18 protein-coding genes are annotated in these 16862 nt (G+C 60.4%); 10 read left to right on the plus strand and 8 right to left on the minus strand.

Annotated features, from left to right (window positions below):
- Window positions 1–9 precede the first annotated feature (9 nt).
- The gene (gene edd, locus ACZ25R_RS17880) at window positions 10–1827 is read left to right on the plus strand and encodes a phosphogluconate dehydratase (protein ID WP_472461757.1); all 1818 of its coding nucleotides are present in this window, start codon (window positions 10–12) and stop codon (window positions 1825–1827) included.
- Here the strand turns inward: edd and ACZ25R_RS17885 are convergent, their stop codons facing one another.
- Both ACZ25R_RS17885 and folD read right to left on the minus strand, forming a co-directional pair.
- Window positions 1828–2790, minus strand: coding sequence for a GlxA family transcriptional regulator (locus tag ACZ25R_RS17885; protein ID WP_105736378.1), 963 nt, complete (start codon window positions 2788–2790; stop codon window positions 1828–1830).
- Window positions 2791–2828: 38 nt separating this feature from the next.
- Window positions 2829–3728, minus strand: coding sequence for a bifunctional methylenetetrahydrofolate dehydrogenase/methenyltetrahydrofolate cyclohydrolase FolD (gene folD / locus ACZ25R_RS17890; RefSeq protein WP_223611778.1), 900 nt, complete (start codon window positions 3726–3728; stop codon window positions 2829–2831).
- Window positions 3729–3939: 211 nt separating this feature from the next.
- Here folD and ACZ25R_RS17895 point away from each other — a divergent pair, with 211 nt between their 5' ends.
- Window positions 3940–5193, plus strand: coding sequence for a sarcosine oxidase subunit beta family protein (locus tag ACZ25R_RS17895; protein ID WP_105736383.1), 1254 nt, complete (start codon window positions 3940–3942; stop codon window positions 5191–5193).
- An 8-nt stretch (window positions 5194–5201) separates the two neighbouring features.
- Here the strand turns inward: ACZ25R_RS17895 and ACZ25R_RS17900 are convergent, their stop codons facing one another.
- Window positions 5202–7322: a GumC family protein gene (locus tag ACZ25R_RS17900; RefSeq protein WP_472461758.1), complete on the minus strand. Its 2121-nt coding sequence runs from the start codon at window positions 7320–7322 to the stop codon at window positions 5202–5204.
- A gap of 255 nt (window positions 7323–7577) precedes the next feature.
- Between ACZ25R_RS17900 and proC the strand changes: the two genes are divergently transcribed.
- The 4 genes from proC to ACZ25R_RS17920 are packed head-to-tail and all read left to right on the plus strand — an operon-like array spanning window position 7578 to window position 9931.
- Window positions 7578–8393, plus strand: coding sequence for a pyrroline-5-carboxylate reductase (proC, locus tag ACZ25R_RS17905; RefSeq protein ID WP_472461759.1), 816 nt, complete (start codon window positions 7578–7580; stop codon window positions 8391–8393).
- Between the two features lie 37 nt (window positions 8394–8430).
- Window positions 8431–9264: an urease accessory protein UreD gene (locus tag ACZ25R_RS17910; RefSeq protein ID WP_472461760.1), complete on the plus strand. Its 834-nt coding sequence runs from the start codon at window positions 8431–8433 to the stop codon at window positions 9262–9264.
- Window positions 9265–9314: 50 nt separating this feature from the next.
- On the plus strand, window positions 9315–9617 hold the full coding sequence (locus ACZ25R_RS17915; protein ID WP_105736392.1) for an urease subunit gamma: 303 nt from the start codon (window positions 9315–9317) through the stop codon (window positions 9615–9617).
- 8 nt (window positions 9618–9625) lie between these two features.
- Window positions 9626–9931, plus strand: coding sequence for an urease subunit beta (locus ACZ25R_RS17920; RefSeq protein ID WP_464662756.1), 306 nt, complete (start codon window positions 9626–9628; stop codon window positions 9929–9931).
- 32 nt (window positions 9932–9963) lie between these two features.
- On the opposite strand, the gene ACZ25R_RS17925 is transcribed toward ACZ25R_RS17920, so the two are convergent.
- Window positions 9964–10332 carry a hypothetical protein gene (locus ACZ25R_RS17925; RefSeq protein WP_472461761.1) on the minus strand — a complete coding sequence of 123 codons (369 nt, stop codon included), beginning with the start codon at window positions 10330–10332 and terminating at the stop codon, window positions 9964–9966.
- Between the two features lie 187 nt (window positions 10333–10519).
- Between ACZ25R_RS17925 and ureC the strand changes: the two genes are divergently transcribed.
- From ureC to ureG, 4 genes are read left to right on the plus strand one after another with little or no spacing between them, the layout of a single operon-like run.
- Entirely contained in the window at window positions 10520–12232 is a 1713-nt protein-coding gene (gene ureC / locus ACZ25R_RS17930) for an urease subunit alpha (protein ID WP_472461762.1), read from the plus strand.
- Window positions 12233–12244: 12 nt separating this feature from the next.
- Window positions 12245–12742 carry an urease accessory protein UreE gene (gene ureE / locus ACZ25R_RS17935; RefSeq protein ID WP_472461763.1) on the plus strand — a complete coding sequence of 166 codons (498 nt, stop codon included), beginning with the start codon at window positions 12245–12247 and terminating at the stop codon, window positions 12740–12742.
- Window positions 12678–13403, plus strand: coding sequence for an urease accessory protein UreF (locus tag ACZ25R_RS17940; protein WP_472461764.1), 726 nt, complete (start codon window positions 12678–12680; stop codon window positions 13401–13403). The genes ureE and ACZ25R_RS17940 overlap by 65 nt, the downstream gene beginning before the upstream one ends.
- Window positions 13400–14017 carry an urease accessory protein UreG gene (gene ureG, locus ACZ25R_RS17945; RefSeq protein ID WP_346306016.1) on the plus strand — a complete coding sequence of 206 codons (618 nt, stop codon included), beginning with the start codon at window positions 13400–13402 and terminating at the stop codon, window positions 14015–14017. The genes ACZ25R_RS17940 and ureG overlap by 4 nt, the downstream gene beginning before the upstream one ends.
- Here ureG and ACZ25R_RS17950 read toward each other — a convergent pair.
- The 4 genes from ACZ25R_RS17950 to ACZ25R_RS17965 all read right to left on the minus strand — a co-directional run bounded on the left by ACZ25R_RS17950 (window position 14014) and on the right by ACZ25R_RS17965 (window position 16672).
- The gene (locus ACZ25R_RS17950; RefSeq protein ID WP_472461765.1) at window positions 14014–15033 is read right to left on the minus strand and encodes an LLM class flavin-dependent oxidoreductase; all 1020 of its coding nucleotides are present in this window, start codon (window positions 15031–15033) and stop codon (window positions 14014–14016) included. The genes ureG and ACZ25R_RS17950 overlap by 4 nt on opposite strands.
- 122 nt (window positions 15034–15155) lie before the next feature.
- Complete coding sequence (locus ACZ25R_RS17955) at window positions 15156–15401, minus strand: hypothetical protein (RefSeq protein WP_464662751.1); 246 nt, start codon at window positions 15399–15401, stop codon at window positions 15156–15158.
- Window positions 15402–15704: 303 nt separating this feature from the next.
- On the minus strand, window positions 15705–15980 hold the full coding sequence (locus ACZ25R_RS17960) for a hypothetical protein (protein WP_464662750.1): 276 nt from the start codon (window positions 15978–15980) through the stop codon (window positions 15705–15707).
- 536 nt (window positions 15981–16516) lie between these two features.
- The gene (locus tag ACZ25R_RS17965; protein WP_472461766.1) at window positions 16517–16672 is read right to left on the minus strand and encodes a hypothetical protein; all 156 of its coding nucleotides are present in this window, start codon (window positions 16670–16672) and stop codon (window positions 16517–16519) included.
- Window positions 16673–16862 lie beyond the last annotated feature (190 nt).

A 16862-nucleotide genomic window follows, 5' to 3' on the forward strand; every position in this document is an offset into this window, starting at 1 on the left:
AGAAAACCGATGACCGTCCTGCAAAGGGTCAAAAGCATTACCAACCGCATCCGTGAGAGGTCGATCCCGACCCGCGATGTCTATCTCGACCGTCTGCGCGAAGCGGCCTCCCACAAGCCGAAACGCTCTGCATTGGCCTGCGCCAATCTCGCCCACGGCTTTGCCGCCTGCGGACCGTCCGACAAGGCCGCGCTGGCTGGCGATGTTGTGCCCAATATCGGTATCATCACGTCATACAACGACATGCTGTCGGCGCATCAGCCGTTCGAAACCTATCCGCAGCTGATCAAGGCGGCCGTGCACGAGGCGGGCGGCGTGGCGCAGGTTGCCGGCGGCGTGCCGGCCATGTGCGATGGCGTGACCCAGGGACAGCCGGGCATGGACCTGTCGCTGTTCTCCCGCGATGTCATTGCCATGGCGACGGCTGTTGGCCTGTCGCACGACATGTTCGATGCGGCTGTTTATCTCGGCGTCTGCGACAAGATCGTGCCGGGCCTCGTCATCGGCGCGCTGACATTCGGTCATCTGCCCGCCGTGTTCATCCCGGCCGGTCCGATGACCACGGGTCTTCCCAATGACGAGAAGGCAAAAACCCGCCAGCTCTATGCGGAAGGCAAGGTCGGCCGCGACAAACTGCTGGAATCGGAATCCAAGTCCTACCACGGACCGGGAACCTGCACCTTCTACGGCACGGCCAATTCCAACCAGATGCTCATGGAAATCATGGGGCTGCACACGCCGGGCTCGTCCTTCATCAATCCGGGCACCCCCTTACGCGAAGCATTGACGCGCGAGGCCGCCAAGCGCGCCCTTGCCATCACCGCGCTCGGCAATGAATACACGCCGGTCGGCGAAATGATCGACGAGAAGACCATCGTCAACGGCGTTATCGGGCTGCATGCCACGGGCGGTTCGACCAACCACACCATGCACCTCGTCGCCATGGCTGCGGCTGCGGGCATCAAGCTGACATGGCAGGATATTTCGGACCTTTCCGACGTGGTGCCGCTGCTCGCCCGCGTCTATCCGAACGGCCTCGCCGATGTGAACCATTTCCATGCGGCTGGCGGCATGGGCTACATCATCCGCGAATTGCTGGATGCAGGCATGCTGCATGAGGACGTCAAGACCGTCTGGGGCGAAGGCCTGCGTGCCTACACCATCGAGGTCAAGCTCGGCGAAAACGGCACGGTACAGCGCAATCCCATTCCAAGCGAAAGCGCCGACAAGAAGGTCCTGTCCACGGTCAAGGAACCGTTCCAGGCAACCGGCGGCCTGAAGATGCTGAAGGGCAATCTCGGCACCGCCGTCATCAAGACATCGGCAGTCAAGCCGGAACGGCGCATCATCGAGGCGCCTGCCATCGTGTTCGACAGCCAAGCGGCGCTGCAGGACGCTTTCAAGGCCGGAAAGCTCGACCGTGACTTTGTCGCTGTTGTCCGCTTCCAGGGTCCAAAAGCCAATGGCATGCCGGAACTGCACAAGCTCACGCCGCCGCTCGGCGTCCTGCAGGATCGCGGCCATATGGTCGCGCTGGTGACGGACGGGCGCATGTCGGGTGCCTCGGGCAAGGTGCCTGCGGCAATCCACGTGACGCCGGAAGCCTTGAGCGGCGGCATCATCGGCAAGATCCGCGATGGCGACATGGTGCGGCTCGATGCGGAAATCGGAACGCTCGACGTGCTGGAAGACCCGGAGGTTCTCGCCGCCCGTCCCGAACCGGTCGTCGACCTCAGCCACAACAGCTATGGCATGGGCCGCGAACTGTTCGCCGCCTTCCGCAACGTGGTGGGTCGCGCCGACGAAGGCGCGTCGGTTTTCGGCTGATCAATAGGTGGTGCGGCGCTCATCGGAGGGTGAGCGCCCGAACTGCGCCCGGTAGCTCTGGGCAAAATAGGAATGGGATGTGAATCCCGTTGCCAGCGCCACGTCGAGAATAGGCGAATGCGTCTGCCGCAGCAGCTCGCGCGCCCGCTCCAGCCGCAAACTCATGTAATAGCGCCCCGGCGTCATGTTGAGATGGCGCAGAAACAAGCGCTCCACCTGCCGGACGGACAAGCCGACAGCCTTGGCCAGCCGCACCGCCGATTTCGGCTGTTCGAGATTGTCGGCCATCAGCTCGACGATCTTGCGCAGCTTCTCGGATTTTCCGGTCAGGTCCCGCTCGGGCCCGATGCGCTGGCGGTCGGTCTGCGAGCGGATGCGCTCATGGTGGAACTGGTTGGCTACTTCATTGGCAAGGCCGGGATCGAAATCCTGCCGGATGATCTCCAGCATCAGATCGATCGAGGTCGTCCCGCCCGCGCAGGTATAGCGCTTGCGGTCGATCTCGAAAACATTGCCGGTGCATTCGATCTGCGGAAAACGCTCCTGAAAACCGGCGCGGTTTTCCCAATGGATCGTGCAGCGATGCCCTTCGAGCTGGCCTGCTTCGGCGAGGATGTAACTGCCAATGTTGAGCCCGCCCAGCGCCGCACCGCGCCGTCCGAGATTGCGCAGCGCTGCAATCACCTTGGGTTTTTCTTCAAATTCGGTGGTCAGCCCGGCGCAGATGAAGAAAATATCGGCGGCGGGAAGCTCTGCCAGCGAATATTGCACATTGATCTGCAGACCGTTCGATGCGGTGACCGGCGCACCCGTGGCGGACACGGTGGTCCACCCGTAGAATGGCTCTTCCGCCATACGGTTGGCCGTGCGCATTGTATCGATGGCAGCGGCAAGGCTGAACATCGGGAATTTGTCGACAAGCAGAAAAGCGAAGGTTCTACTGACCTTGAGGGCTTCGGGCATATGCTGTTCTAACGACAATCCGGTTGCAAACCAATGAATTAGAAGCGGGGCGGTGTTTTTCCGGCACTGCGGTGGGCGGCAACCAGCGTGTTGGCCATCAGCATGGCAATCGTCATCGGCCCGACACCACCGGGAACCGGCGTCAGTGCACCGGCGACGGGAGCCACATCGGCAAAATCGACATCGCCGACAAGACGCGTCTTGCCTTCACCCCGCTCGGGAGCCGGAATGCGATTGATGCCGACATCGATGACAGTCGCGCCGGGCTTTACCCAGTCGGCCTTGATCATCTGCGGACGGCCGACGGCGGCCACCAGAATATCGGCATTGCGGCAAAGGCCCGGCAGGTCTTTCGTCCTGCTGTGGGCAATCGTGACCGTTGCATTGTGTGCGAGCAGCAGGTTGAACATCGGCTTGCCGACAATATTGGAACGGCCGACAACCACCGCATTGAGGCCGGAGAGATCACGGCCGAGAATGCGGTCGATCAGCAGCATCGAGCCCTCGGGCGTGCAGGGGACGAATGCGGTGTCGAGCTCGCCGGTCCCCAGCTTGCCGACATTGATGAAGTGGAAGCCGTCGACATCCTTGTCGGGTGAAATGGTCTGGATAATGCGGCCGGAATCGATGTGCTTGGGCAACGGCAATTGCACGAGAATGCCATGGATGGCCGGATCGGCATTGAGCGTTTCCACCAGCCTGACCAGTTCATCTTCGCTCGTCTGTTCCGGCAGGGTGTGCTGCACGGAATGGAAGCCGCATTCCTTGGCCTTGCGTCCCTTCGAGGCGACATAGACCTGGCTGGCCGGGTCCTCGCCGACGATCACCACGGCAATACCGGGCGTGATGCCAGTGACCTCAATCAGCTCGGCGGCGGACGCCTTGACCTTTGAAACCACGTCTTCGGCAATCTGCTTGCCATCAATCGTCACTGCCATGTGCTGCTCCTGGGCATCGCGCTTCGGGAATGGACGTCATTCTGAGGATTCTTAGGCAATACAATACCGCCAGAACGGCGTTCACTGACGCAATAACGAAAGCGGCCCATAAGGGCAATGCGATGATGTGACCCAAGGATGGTTCTGGGGCTTGCGAATACGCCAAAACCACGCATGATCACACTGTTCCGCCCGCAAACTGGATTCGTCGATGCGCTATTCCGCTTTCTCCCTTCTCAAGAACGCCCTCAACGGCAACAAGGACTGGAAGCCTGCGTGGCGCAAACCCGATCCGAAGCCGGCCTATGATGTGGTGATCATCGGCGGCGGACACGGGCTGGCGACGGCCTATTACCTGGCCAAGGAACACGGCATCCGCAATATCGCCGTGGTGGAAAAGGGATGGCTCGGTTCCGGCAATATCGGCCGCAACACGACGGCGGTGCGATCCAATTATCTCCTGACGGAAAACCAGCACTTCTACGAGGCGTCGATGAAGCTCTGGGAGACCATGTCGCACGACCTCAACTACAACGTGATGTTCTCGCAGCGCGGCGTGGTCAATCTCGCGCACAATCTCCCCCAGCTCGATGTCTATGTCAGGCGCGGCAACCAGATGCGGCTCAACGGCATCGATTGCGAACTGCTCAATCCGAAACAGCTGGAAAAGCTCATACCCGGCCTCGACACCAGCGCATCGGCACGGTTTCCGATCATTGGCGGCCTGATGCAGCGCAGCGCTGGCACGGCACGCCACGATGCCGTGGTCTGGGCCTATGCCCGCGCGGCCGACCAGCTCGGTGTTGATATCATCGAGAATTGCGAAGTCACCGGCTTCATCAAGGACGGCGACAAGGTCACCGGCGTCATGACCACACGCGGTCCGATCAATGCGAAAAAGACCGCCTGCGCCGTGGCCGGACACACCAGCGAGCTGATGCGGCGGGCAGGTGTCGACCGGCTGCCGCTGGAATCGCATGTCCTGCAGGCCTTCGTTTCGGAAGCGCTCAAGCCCGTCGTCGATACGGTTGCGACGTTCGGCGGCGGCCATCTCTATTTCAGCCAGTCGGACAAGGGCGGGCTGGTTTTCGGCGGCGATATCGACGGCTACAATTCCTATGCGCAGCGTGGCAACCTGCCCGTGGTGGAAGATGTGATGAGCGAGTTCGTCGCCCTCATGCCGGCGCTGGCCCGCGTCAAGCTGCTGCGCTCCTGGGGTGGAATCATGGACATGTCCATGGACGGCTCCCCCATCATCACCACCGGTCCATTGCCGGGCATGTATCTCAACACCGGCTGGTGTTACGGCGGCTTCAAGGCAACGCCGATCTCCGGCAAATGCTTTGCCTGGACCATCGCCAAGGATGAACCGCATCCGTTGTCGGCGCCGTTCACGCTTGACCGGTTCTACAGGGGCTATGTCATCGACGATAAAGGCATGGGGCCGACGCCGCGGCTGCACTGAACGCGGCTTTAGTCTCCGGCGGCACGCTGCCGCAACACGTCACGAATCTCGGCAATATCGGCGAGCATGTCCTCGATATTGGAGTTGTCATGATGACGCGGAGCGAAATGCATGTCGGCATATTCGTAGAGAAGCTGCGCAACCGCGACCTGATCCTCGGCCCATGCCGCATCTTCATCGGCCATTTCAGCGGCATCGGAAGCGGAATTGCGCGTTTGGGCCTGCTTGATGGCAGCACCCAGGCGTGACTCGGCGGGCGCTGCAACCGTTTTGTCCGTACCATGTTCCGTCCGCTTTCCGCCCGACGGCGGACCCGGATCAAACGGGCCGTCGTTTCCGGCACCGGCTGGTGAAGGCTCATGTCGGTTGCGGGCACCCCGCCCGCGCAGCATTGCGACACCCAGTCCGGCAAGCAGGCCAGCCAGCATCCCGCCAATCACGGGAACGCTGCGTGACGGCCCTGCGGGCTCGGCGGATGGCTGCGCTGGCGAAACGACCCGGATACTGGTTCCGCTCATATCGGCGTTTTGCGCGCTTGCCTGGCCGCGCTGCGCATAGGCGTCATAGGCCGCGCGCTTTGTTGCGGCATCCTGCTCCAGTGCTCGCAGCCGGGTCATGTCCCCGCTCGTTCCGGCTGTGCGCGATTTGAGCTGCGCAAGCTGGTTTGCCAGATCCTGCTCCCGCTGCACCGAACGTTTGAGTTCGGCCTGCGCCGAGGCCGCCATGCGGCTCAATTCGTTGCGCACGTCCTTGCGGATTGCTTCGACTTCCGACCGCGCCTGTATGAGCAGCGGATGGCGCGGTCCAAGCTTGATCGCCAGCGTATCGGCCTGCTGCTTGAGAACCGAATATTGCGAACGCAGCGCTGCAATCGCGTCGGACCCCAACGCATCCGGCACCGTGTTGCCGAGAACGCTATCCACCGACGCGCCTTGAATGGCGGCGGCCTGCGCGTTGAGCTTTATTGTCTGATCGCGGGCGGCGGCGAGCGCATCGCCCGCCTTTGCAACATCGTCAGCCGGTCCGCCCTGGGCATCGGCGAGATTGTTGTCGATCCTGAATTTCTGCGCCGCGTTCTCGGCATCTTCCGCAGCACTGCGCAGCTCATTCAGCCGGCCGGCAAGCGGGGCCGCTGCTCCCGCACCCGGTGACGGATTGCGCTGCTCCTCGATGAAGACATCGGACAGAGTGTTGGCAAGGTGTGCAGATTTCTGCGGATCGCTGGATTTGACAGTAATATCGAAAACAAAATTCTGTGCGCTCCTCCCGACCGTGAGATTGTCGGACAGATTGCGCACCAGCAATGCTTCGCGTGACGCTGTGTCCGGTGTGCTGTCGGTCGAGAAAAGCTCGCGAACGGCAGCAAGCCAACCCTTGTCCTTCAGATTGCCATTGAATTCCGGATCTTTGGCGAGACCTGTCCGGTCGATCACCTGGGAAAGCACGCGGTTCGAGCGGATGGCGCGCAATTGGCTCTCGGCAATGGCCAGGGATGCCTCGGTCGGCAGCTGACCGGGCGCAGGCGTTGTCCCACTCAATGGGATGTTGCTCGGGTCGACCAGCAGTTCTGCGGTTGACGGGTAGAGCTTCGGCATTGTCATCGCATAGCCGGCACCAAGCAAAGTGCCGATCACGGTCGTCGCGATAATCAGTTTTTTGGAATTGACGACGCGATTGAGGGCGTTGGACGGCTCGATGAACCGTTTCATCGCGACATGATCGTCCGCAACGGGCTCGACGGGGCTTGTCGCCGGTGCAACGGGTGCATCAACCGCAACCGTCGGCGAAACTGGCACGGCGGATGCATTATCGTCGATCCGGCGGTTGAGTTCGGCCTTGATGGCCGCCATGTCGGCACGCATGCGATCGATGGCGATCTGCTCGGCCTCTTCATCTGTCAGGGCAGTATCGGACGCCGGCGCGGGGAGCTGCGTGATTTCGCTGCTGGCCGCCAGACGCAGCGCCCGCATCCGCTGATAGTGTTCCAGATCGTCTTCGCGGCGGGGCGCTTGCGGGGGTGTTGCAGGCGCCACGCGTGCGGGCGCACTACCCGCCGTTTCCGGCTGGCTGGCAAACGAGAGCAGCGAGCGTCGTGGCCGCTTGTCTATCCCGTTGTCCCGATCACCCATTCCTGTCCGCACTCCATAAGAACCGTTCAATACCTTACCCCCGAAGCATGGCTTACGGTTAACCCAACCTAAAGTTCTATGGGAAATAAATCGTTAATCATTGGTGAAACACCGGGGAATTTATCCGAAGATGCCCTGCGGTATCGCGATGTCTCCCATTATTTCAATGATCGGTGCACCGGCCGCAGGGTTGCCCAGTTGACCCGGCGCTTAGGACCGGATCAAAGTGCGGCCACATGATTTGGGAGAAGACAAATGGTTGACAGCGTGGTTCTGGTTGGTTGCGGCAATATGGGTTTCGCCATGCTCAAGGGCTGGCTGGATGCGGGCATATTGCAGCCAGGACAGGTCCATGTCGTCGAACCGACCGATGCCTTGCGGGATCGGGCAGCGACACTCGGGGTCAACGCCGTGGCGGACGCCGCATCGCTCGCCGCCGGTCTTCAGCCGCGTGTGATCCTGGTCGCGGTCAAGCCGCAGGTGATGGGCGACGTCCTGCCCGCCTACAAGCGCTTTGCCGAACACGCGACATTTGTCAGCGTGGCCGCTGGTATTACCGTGAACTTTTTCGAGAAGCATCTCGGCGATAAGACCGCGATCATTCGCACGATCCCCAACACCCCAGCGGCAATCGGCAAGGGCATGATCGTCACGTTCCGCAATCCCCATGTCGGTGACGACGATGCGGCATTTGTCGACAAGCTGCTGAAAACCAGCGGTGCCGTCGCCTCCGTTGACGATGAAAGCCTGATCGACGCGGTGACGGCCGTTTCGGGTTCCGGGCCCGCCTATGTGTTCCATTTCATCGAAGGCCTGACCGAGGCCGGGGTCGCCGCCGGGCTGACGCGGGAGATCGCCGGTCTTCTCGCCATGCAGACCGTTTATGGCGCCGGTGCGCTGGCTGCCGCCAGCGCCGACACCCCGACGACGCTGCGCGAACAGGTGACCAGCCCCAACGGCACCACGGCCGCGGCGCTGAAGGTGCTCATGGGCGAGGACCGGCTGAAAAACCTTCTGACCGAGGCCGTGCATGCGGCGCACCAGCGCGCCATCGAACTTGGGAAAGTTTGAGCTTTCCCACCCCGCCGGGCTGCGCTAGCCTTGCAGTATGAACGTTCACCCGTCGCTTGACCTGATACCGGAAACCAGGCCGCAGCGCGCCTACGGGCATGCCCGGCTGGCTGTGAAACCCGTCAACGGGCGTACGCGCATCGCCACGCTCTATCAGGAAGGCTGCGCGAAAATCCGGCTGCCGGATCGCGACGATGCGGCGCTGGAAGCCGTGATGATCAACACATCCGGCGGCCTGACCGGCGGCGACGACATGCGCTGGCAGTTCGATGCGGGCAATGATTGCCACGCGCAGATCACCACGCAGGCCTGCGAGCGCATCTACAAAGCCTCGTTTTCTGTCGCCCAGGTGGAAACCACGCTGTCGGTTGGCGAGAACGCCGGTCTCGCCTGGCTGCCGCAGGAGACGATCCTGTTTGAGCGCTCCGCCCTGAAGCGAACGCTGACCGCCCGGCTTGCCGGAACGGGCCGCGCGCTGATCATCGAGCCGGTGGTGTTCGGCCGCAAGGCGATGGGCGAGGACGTCCAGACCTGCACGTTCCGTGACCGCTGGCGCATCTACCGGCAGGACAGGCTGGTTCACGCCGAAGACTTTGCGATCGGTCCCGATACGGCAGCCATGCTTGCCCGGCCTGCCCTGCTCGGCGGACTGCGGACAATGGCCACCATCCTGCTGCTCGACCATGATGCGGAGCGGCATCTGGAGCCGGCGCGAAAAATAATCGGTGAAAAAGGCGGTGCTTCCGCCTGGTCTGGCAAGCTTCTTGCGAGGCTGGTGGATGAGGATGCCTATTCCCTGCGGAAACGGCTGATACCGCTGATCGAACTGCTGAATCAAAAGGCAGGCGTGCCTAAAGTCTGGTCAATCTAGGGTCTGGACCGCGGCGCACGGAACAAACATGGGATGGCCAAGAGGACAAAATGAACCTGACACTCCGTGAAAAAGACAAGCTCCTGATTGCCATGGCGGCAATGGTCGCCCGCCGCCGCCTCGAACGCGGCGTCAAGCTCAATCATCCGGAAGCCATTGCGCTCATTACAGATTTTGTCGTGGAGGGCGCGCGCGACGGCCGCTCGGTCGCCGAACTCATGGAAGCCGGGGCCCACGTCATCACCCGTGCCCAGGTGATGGAAGGCATCCCCGAGATGATCCACGACATTCAGGTGGAAGCCACGTTCCCCGACGGCACCAAGCTCGTCACCGTTCACGAACCGATCCGTTAGGAGACACCATGATCCCGGGTGAAATCATTCCTTGCGCAGGCGAGATCGAACTGAACGCCGGCGCAACCACTGTAACACTAAAGGTTGCAAACACCGGCGACCGTCCCGTGCAGGTCGGCTCGCATTATCATTTCTTCGAAACCAACAATGCGCTGATATTCGACCGTGCTCAGGCACGCGGCATGCGGCTGGATATCGCGGCGGGAACCGCGGTGCGGTTCGAGCCGGGACAGGAGCGCGACGTGACGCTCGTGCCGCTTGGCGGCAACAGGACCGTTTACGGGTTCCAGCAAAAGATCATGGGAAAGCTTTGACCGACCAGCTTCCCCAATGCTCTGTCGCGCGGTCAGCTCGGCTTTTTGGTGACAAGGGTCAAAAGGCCCTTGGCATCGAGGCTCGCGACAACCACCGCCGCCGACGTCAGGCCCTTTTCCTTCAGGGCTGCGGAGACTTTCGGCGATGCATCGATCGAGGTGCGCAGCTGCTGCATGTCCTTGTCGGAGCGCTTGGCCACGGCATCGTTGACCTGGGTTTTCGTGCTCTCGGGCAATTCGTTGATATCGACAATGTTGATCGTCGTGATCGGCACCGCTCCAGATTGCGCCGGGGCCTTGCTGGCCGGTTGCTGTGTGGCTGGTGCCGCAGTCTGCGCATAGGCGGCGGACGTGGCGAGCGGGAAAGCGGCACACATGGCCAGGATCATCATCTTTCGCATCGTTTTTCCTTTCACGTGATTGGCGAACGATCATCTTTTGATGACGGGCGCAGTTCACCTGCGGAATTCGATCTCAAGCGGTCGGTTATCGGGTCATTCCGGGGCGATATCGTGGCCGGAATGTGGCTCCGGTCTCCCGCCGCCGTGCGCGTACCGTGCCAGACCTACAGCCCAGGAGGGAACCACCATGCCCGCTAAAATCTCCCGCTCCGCCTATGCCCGCATGTTCGGCCCGACAACCGGCGACAAGGTGCGCCTTGCCGACACGGAGCTGTTCATTGAAGTGGAAAAGGATTTCACCATCCATGGCGAAGAGGTGAAATTCGGCGGCGGCAAGGTCATTCGCGACGGCATGGGACAGAGTCAGGTGGCCCGGGCTGACGGCGCGGTCGATACGGTCATCACCAATGCCCTGATCGTCGACCATACCGGCATCTACAAGGCGGATGTCGGGCTCAAGGACGGACTGATTGCCGCCATCGGCAAGGCCGGCAATCCCGACACGCAGCCGGGCGTTACCATCATTATCGGACCGGGCACGGAAATCATCGCCTGCGAGGGCAAGATACTGACGGCCGGCGGCATGGACGCGCATATCCATTTCATCTGCCCGCAACAGATCGACGAAGCGCTGATGTCGGGCGTGACCACCATGTTCGGCGGCGGCACGGGCCCGGCACACGGCACGCTGGCGACCACCTGCACGCCGGGCCCATGGCATCTGGCGCGGATGATCCAGGCCTTCGATTCCATTCCGATGAACCTCGGACTATCGGGCAAGGGCAATGCCTCGCAGCCGAAAGCGCTGGAGGAGATGATCCTCGGCGGCGCCTGCTCGCTGAAACTGCACGAGGATTGGGGCACCACGCCGGCCGCCATCGATAATTGCCTCACTGTTGCCGACCGGTTCGACATTCAGGTGATGATCCATACGGACACGCTCAACGAGAGCGGGTTTGTCGAGGATACGGTTGCCGCGTTCAAGGGGCGTACGATCCACGCCTTTCACACGGAAGGCGCAGGCGGCGGGCATGCGCCTGACATCATCAAGATCTGCGGCCTGCCCAATGTCATTCCCTCGTCGACGAACCCGACACGGCCCTACACGAAGAACACCATTGCCGAACATCTCGACATGCTGATGGTCTGCCATCACCTGTCGTCGTCGATCCCCGAAGACGTGGCGTTCGCCGAAAGCCGCATCCGCAAGGAAACCATTGCGGCCGAAGATATCCTGCACGATATCGGCGCGTTCTCGATCATCTCGTCGGACAGCCAGGCCATGGGCCGCGTCGGCGAAGTTCTGATCCGCACATGGCAGACCGCCGACAAGATGAAACGCCAGCGCGGCAGCCTGCCGCAGGAAACCGGCGACAACGATAACTTCCGCGTGAAACGTTATATTGCCAAATACACGATCAATCCGGCGATTGCGCAGGGCGTTTCCAGACATATCGGGTCGATCGAGGTGGGCAAGCGCGCCGATCTCGTGTTGTGGAATCCGGCCTTCTTCGGCGTCAAACCCGACATGGTGCTGCTGGGCGGCTCCATCGCCGCCGCACCGATGGGCGACCCCAATGCATCCATCCCGACGCCGCAGCCGGTGCATTACCGCCCCATGTTTGGCACCTTCGGCAAGAATGTCTCCAATTCCTCCGTTGTCTTTGTCAGCAAGGCATCGATTGAGGCAGGCCTGCGCCAGTCGCTTGGAACGGACAAGCGCTTGATCGGCGTCGAGAACACCCGTGGCGGCATTTCAAAGGCATCGATGATCCACAATGACGCCACGCCGCACGTGGAAGTTGACCCTGAAACCTATGAAGTGCGCGCCGACGGCGAACTTCTGACATGCGAACCGGCGACGGTGCTGCCCATGGCACAGCGCTATTTCCTGTTCTGAGGAGAATGAACCATGAAACGCGTCACAGGCCATGCGCATGCCGGTCACTACAGCGGCACGCCCTTCGACCATATCGTCCTGGCACATGACGAGAGGCATCTGCGCCGCAAGGTCCTGACCCTGCAACAGGGCGAGCAGATTCTGATCGACCTGCCCGATCCCATCGCCTTCACCCATGGCGACGTCCTTGTCCTCGACGATGGAAGGATGGCAGAGATTATCGCCGCCGAGGAAGTCCTCTACGAAGTGACGCCGCGCGACAGGCAGCACCTGTCGGAACTGGCCTGGCATCTGGGCAACCGCCATTTGCCGGCGCAGCTGGAAGAAGACCGCATCGTTATCTTACGCGACCATGTGATCAAGGCCATGCTGGAAGGTCTGGGAGCCAAGGTGACCGAGATTGTCGCCCCATTCCATCCGCTGCGCGGCGCCTATCACAGCGGCCATGGTCACGATCACCACGATCATGCGCATCATGATCACGGGCATCACCATCATTCCCATGACTGAGTTCACCGCAAACACCGCGCTGCTGCGGCTCATGACCTGGCTGTCCCCGGCCTTTCCCGTCGGCGCCTTTTCCTACAGCCATGGCATTGAACGGGCGATCCATGACGGACTGATCCGCGACAAGGATACGCTGCATGCCTGGCTGATCGACCTCCTGCATCACGGCTCCGTCTGGAACGACGCCGTGCTGTTTGCCGCCGGTTGGCATGAAGCGGGGGAAGGCGGGGATTGCCAGTCCATTGCAGCCCTTGGCGAAGCCATGGCCGGATCGAGGGAACGGCACATGGAAACCATGCTGCAAGGCAGCGCTTTCCTGCAAGCCATCGCGCACTGGGGAGCAGACCAATCGGGCACGAGCAGCGAAATGCCCTACCCCGTTGCGGTGGCCATTGCCGCTGCCGGCAATGGCGTGGTGCTGCAGCCTGGGCTGGCCGCCTTTCTGCATGCGGTCATTTCCAACCTCATTCAGGGTGCGGTACGGCTTGTTCCGCTTGGCCAAAGCCACGGGGTCGCGCTGATAGCGGCACTGGAACAGCCGATCCTGACGGTTGCGCAACGCGCCGCCGCCTCAAGCCTCGATGATTTGGGATCGGCAGCGATCCTGTCGGACATCATGGCGATGCAGCACGAAACACAATATTCAAGGGTTTTCCGGTCATGATTTCACAGAATGGACCGCTTCGCGTTGGGATTGGCGGCCCCGTTGGCTCCGGCAAGACCACGGTCACCGAAATGCTGTGCAAGGCGATGCGCGACCGCTACTCCGTCGCCGTCGTGACCAATGACATCTATACCAAGGAAGACGCGCTGATCCTCAGCCGCCTGCAGGCCCTGCCGGAAGACCGGATCATGGGTGTGGAGACCGGCGGCTGCCCGCATACCGCCATTCGCGAGGATGCCACAATCAATCTGCAGGCGATTGCCGAGATGAACAAGCGCCATCCGGACCTCGATATCGTCTTCATCGAATCCGGCGGCGACAATCTGGCCGCAACATTCTCGCCCGATCTCGCCGATCTGACGATCTATGTCATCTCGGTTTGCCAGGGCGAAAAAATACCGCGCAAGGGAGGACCCGGCATCACCCGTTCCGACCTCCTGATCATCAACAAAAAGGATCTGGCACCCTATGTCGGTGCCGATCTTGACGTCATGGATGCCGACACGAAGCTGCAGCGCGGGGCCAAGCCCTATGTTTTCACCGACATGCTGCGGCGCAACGGGCTTGATGAGGTCATCGCGTTCATTGAGACCGCAGGGGGTCTGCGGCCTTAGCCGCTGGCCCGTGCAGGCTCGGCCTGCTGCCCTGCGATCATGACCTCGGCGAGAATTTCGTAGGACCGAATCCGCGCCTTGTGATCGAATATGTGGCCCGTCGCCATGATTTCATCAGCCCCGGTACGCCGGATGAACTCTTCGACACCCGCTTTGACGGTCGACGGTGAGCCGGCGACCGTGCACGACAGCGACTGGCGCAAGATCGCGCGCGCGTGCAGGTCGAGTGTTTCCTCGTAGCCTTCGACAGGCGCGGGCAATGGCCCCGGCATGCCCGTGCGCAGATTGACGAATGCCTGCTGCTGCGAGCTTTTCAGCAAGTGTGCTTCATCATCCGTTGCCGCTGCAAAAACGTTCAGCCCCAGCATCACATAAGGCTTTTCCAGATGTTCGGACGGTTCGAAACGCGCGCGATAAATCTCGACTGCCCGTTCCATCTCGGCCGGAGCAAAATGCGAGGCGAAGGCGTAGGGCAGCCCGAGGGCCGCGGCCAGCTGGGCGCCAAACAGGCTCGAACCCAATATCCAGACCGGGACGTCGAGGCCCGCTCCCGGCACAGCCTGGACCTTCTGGCCCGGCTCCGGTTCGCGGAAATAGCTCATCAGTTCCACCACATCCTGCGGAAAACCGTTGATGTCCTGTTCCAGATTGCGGCGCAGGGCATGGGCGGTTATCTGGTCCGTCCCCGGCGCGCGGCCAACACCAAGATCAATACGGCCTGGGTGCAGCGCCGCCAGCGTGCCGAAAGCCTCGGCGACCATCAGCGGTGCATGGTTCGGCAGCATGATGCCGCCGGCGCCGAGGCGAATGGTCGACGTGCCGGCAGCCACATGCGCGATGACGACGGCTGTCGCAGCACTCGCAATCCCGCGCATGTTGTGATGCTCGGCAAGCCACAATCGGTTGTAGCCGAGACGTTCGGCATGCTGAGCCAGATCCAGCGAATTGCGGAGGGATTGCCCTGGCGTGCTGCCAACAGGAACCGGTGAAAGGTCGAGGACGGAGAGTGGGGTCATTGCCTTCATATAGGCGAGCAATCACCGCGCACAATGCGCGGCAACCGATTCATGATTCACAAAATTTGAAGCCATGTTCAATGGAAGATAATGAATCCCCGCGCCCTGAATTGGACCAGCATTCAGTTCTTCAGGACCCGCAGACCGGCAGACTCGGCACGCAATTCCATTCCGACAAGCGCACGTGTTTCCTGGGACAATTGTTCATCGGACTCACGGATAGCCGTTTCAATGAAATAGGCGATCATCTCAAAGCCTTCACCATCGGCAATAGCGCACAGTTTCGAGAGTTCTGTTTTCAATACTTTCAGCGTCTGAACTCTTTTGTTCATGCTATTCTCTCCAGATCCCACCAGCGGCACTGCCATTTTTTCTTTTCATTGAAACATTCACACTATTGCAGATAAAAATCCATGTTGCAGACCACGCGATCAACAAACTCCACGGCACAATTTATGGATATTTTCCTCAGTAGTTAATTGTTCTTGCAGTTTATATTGAAAGTTTTCTAACGGTATTATTAGCAAAATTCACCGCTTGAAAAGCCCCGCAATGATCACAACTTTTGGCAATAACTTCTTACCTTGATTCAAATTTACATAAAATTAGAATTACTTACGAACAACATCATGAATGCATTCATTTATTTTTTCCGGCCCCAAATTTGTCGGTCAGAGCCGGGAAATTCGCAGCTGTGGTTTTCCGCATATTTCTTTTGATCCCGACTTCACCGCCTTGTCGATCAGGCCGGAAGCAAGGTCTGAAACCACTTCGACGGCGATATCTTCCGGCAATCCGGTCTCGGCCATTCCGGCTTTCATGGCGGCAAAACTTGCCGCACTGTCGGTTCCGCAAATATAGGCTTTGGCTTCCAGCAAGGCGGCCCGTTCAAACTTCTTGTTGTAGATCTCACTGGCCTCGGACGGCGCTGCGGCCTGCCCCTTCATGCTGAAGGCTCCTGCCGGCTGGATCGACAATGCCGACGCTATCATTGCTACCATAAGGACTGACGCAGATATTTTACGCATCTTCTCGGCCTCGATTGCGGAGGTCCGATGCTTTCATCATCGGCCTCTTTACGAAGCATTAACGAATCAGGATGCCCGAAAGTTCCGTTCGCGCGCTCAACTCGGCGTGATGGCCAGGTGATAATTGAACGCTTCTTTGCTGCATTGCACCAGGCGCATTGCTGCTATGCAATATTATCTGTATTAAATCACATCAATGGAGTTATTGTTGGATCAGGAATTTTCGACAGCGTCACCTCCTCCCGGCTCTGTCGAAACGGTTGGCCTCTTCTCCTCCCAGAAGGCCTTCCATAACCAACGAAACCCACCGCACCTCCTCCCGCGGTGGGTTTTGTTGTTTCAGGGCTTCCCACACTTCCCTCATGCAACACGCCAGACGAAAACACCGGCCGGAGTTTGATCTCGCGGGCCGGTGCTTTGAAAAACATTCAAGTTTTTGAAGGTGTATCCAGGTTTTACTGCACCGCGTTCTGCGCGCCCGGTGTCTCGGGAACCTTTGACGGAACGGCCTTCTGGGTCAGGGACTTGGGTGGCGGAACAAAATGCGTGTCCTTCGCCGGCGACAGGGCATCAGCTGCTGCTTTCGGACTGTTGCTCGTGCTGGTACTCATGCTTGTGCTGCAGGCCGCAAGGGCCAGAAGAGACAAGACAGCCAAGGGTAATGCAATGCGCATTCGACATTCCTTTGTTTGCATGAAAGAGCCGCCCAAGCGACACTTAGGACAATCGCGCCCGCTTGACCACCCAATCCAAGCCATCGAGCGTCAAATAAAGCGCGGGCACGGTCCTTGAAAACCGGGC

Source organism: Phyllobacterium sp. RCAM01083, assembly GCF_055685835.1.

Coding starts and splice junctions, on each gene's coding strand:
- proC (WP_472461759.1), top strand. CDS start 7,578: ATGGTTGACAGCGTGGTTCTGGTTGGTTGCGGCAATATGGGTTTCGCC.
- ACZ25R_RS17965 (WP_472461766.1), bottom strand. CDS start 16,672: ATGAGTACCAGCACGAGCAACAGTCCGAAAGCAGCAGCTGATGCCCTG.
- ACZ25R_RS17900 (WP_472461758.1), bottom strand. CDS start 7,322: ATGGGTGATCGGGACAACGGGATAGACAAGCGGCCACGACGCTCGCTG.
- ACZ25R_RS17950 (WP_472461765.1), bottom strand. CDS start 15,033: ATGACCCCACTCTCCGTCCTCGACCTTTCACCGGTTCCTGTTGGCAGC.
- ACZ25R_RS17895 (WP_105736383.1), top strand. CDS start 3,940: ATGCGCTATTCCGCTTTCTCCCTTCTCAAGAACGCCCTCAACGGCAAC.
- ACZ25R_RS17925 (WP_472461761.1), bottom strand. CDS start 10,332: ATGCGAAAGATGATGATCCTGGCCATGTGTGCCGCTTTCCCGCTCGCC.
- ACZ25R_RS17920 (WP_464662756.1), top strand. CDS start 9,626: ATGATCCCGGGTGAAATCATTCCTTGCGCAGGCGAGATCGAACTGAAC.
- edd (WP_472461757.1), top strand. CDS start 10: ATGACCGTCCTGCAAAGGGTCAAAAGCATTACCAACCGCATCCGTGAG.
- ureC (WP_472461762.1), top strand. CDS start 10,520: ATGCCCGCTAAAATCTCCCGCTCCGCCTATGCCCGCATGTTCGGCCCG.
- ACZ25R_RS17915 (WP_105736392.1), top strand. CDS start 9,315: ATGAACCTGACACTCCGTGAAAAAGACAAGCTCCTGATTGCCATGGCG.
- ureG (WP_346306016.1), top strand. CDS start 13,400: ATGATTTCACAGAATGGACCGCTTCGCGTTGGGATTGGCGGCCCCGTT.
- ACZ25R_RS17940 (WP_472461764.1), top strand. CDS start 12,678: ATGGTCACGATCACCACGATCATGCGCATCATGATCACGGGCATCACC.
- ACZ25R_RS17955 (WP_464662751.1), bottom strand. CDS start 15,401: ATGGCAGTGCCGCTGGTGGGATCTGGAGAGAATAGCATGAACAAAAGA.
- ACZ25R_RS17960 (WP_464662750.1), bottom strand. CDS start 15,980: ATGAAGGGGCAGGCCGCAGCGCCGTCCGAGGCCAGTGAGATCTACAAC.
- ACZ25R_RS17885 (WP_105736378.1), bottom strand. CDS start 2,790: ATGCCCGAAGCCCTCAAGGTCAGTAGAACCTTCGCTTTTCTGCTTGTC.
- ACZ25R_RS17910 (WP_472461760.1), top strand. CDS start 8,431: ATGAACGTTCACCCGTCGCTTGACCTGATACCGGAAACCAGGCCGCAG.
- folD (WP_223611778.1), bottom strand. CDS start 3,728: ATGGCAGTGACGATTGATGGCAAGCAGATTGCCGAAGACGTGGTTTCA.
- ureE (WP_472461763.1), top strand. CDS start 12,245: ATGAAACGCGTCACAGGCCATGCGCATGCCGGTCACTACAGCGGCACG.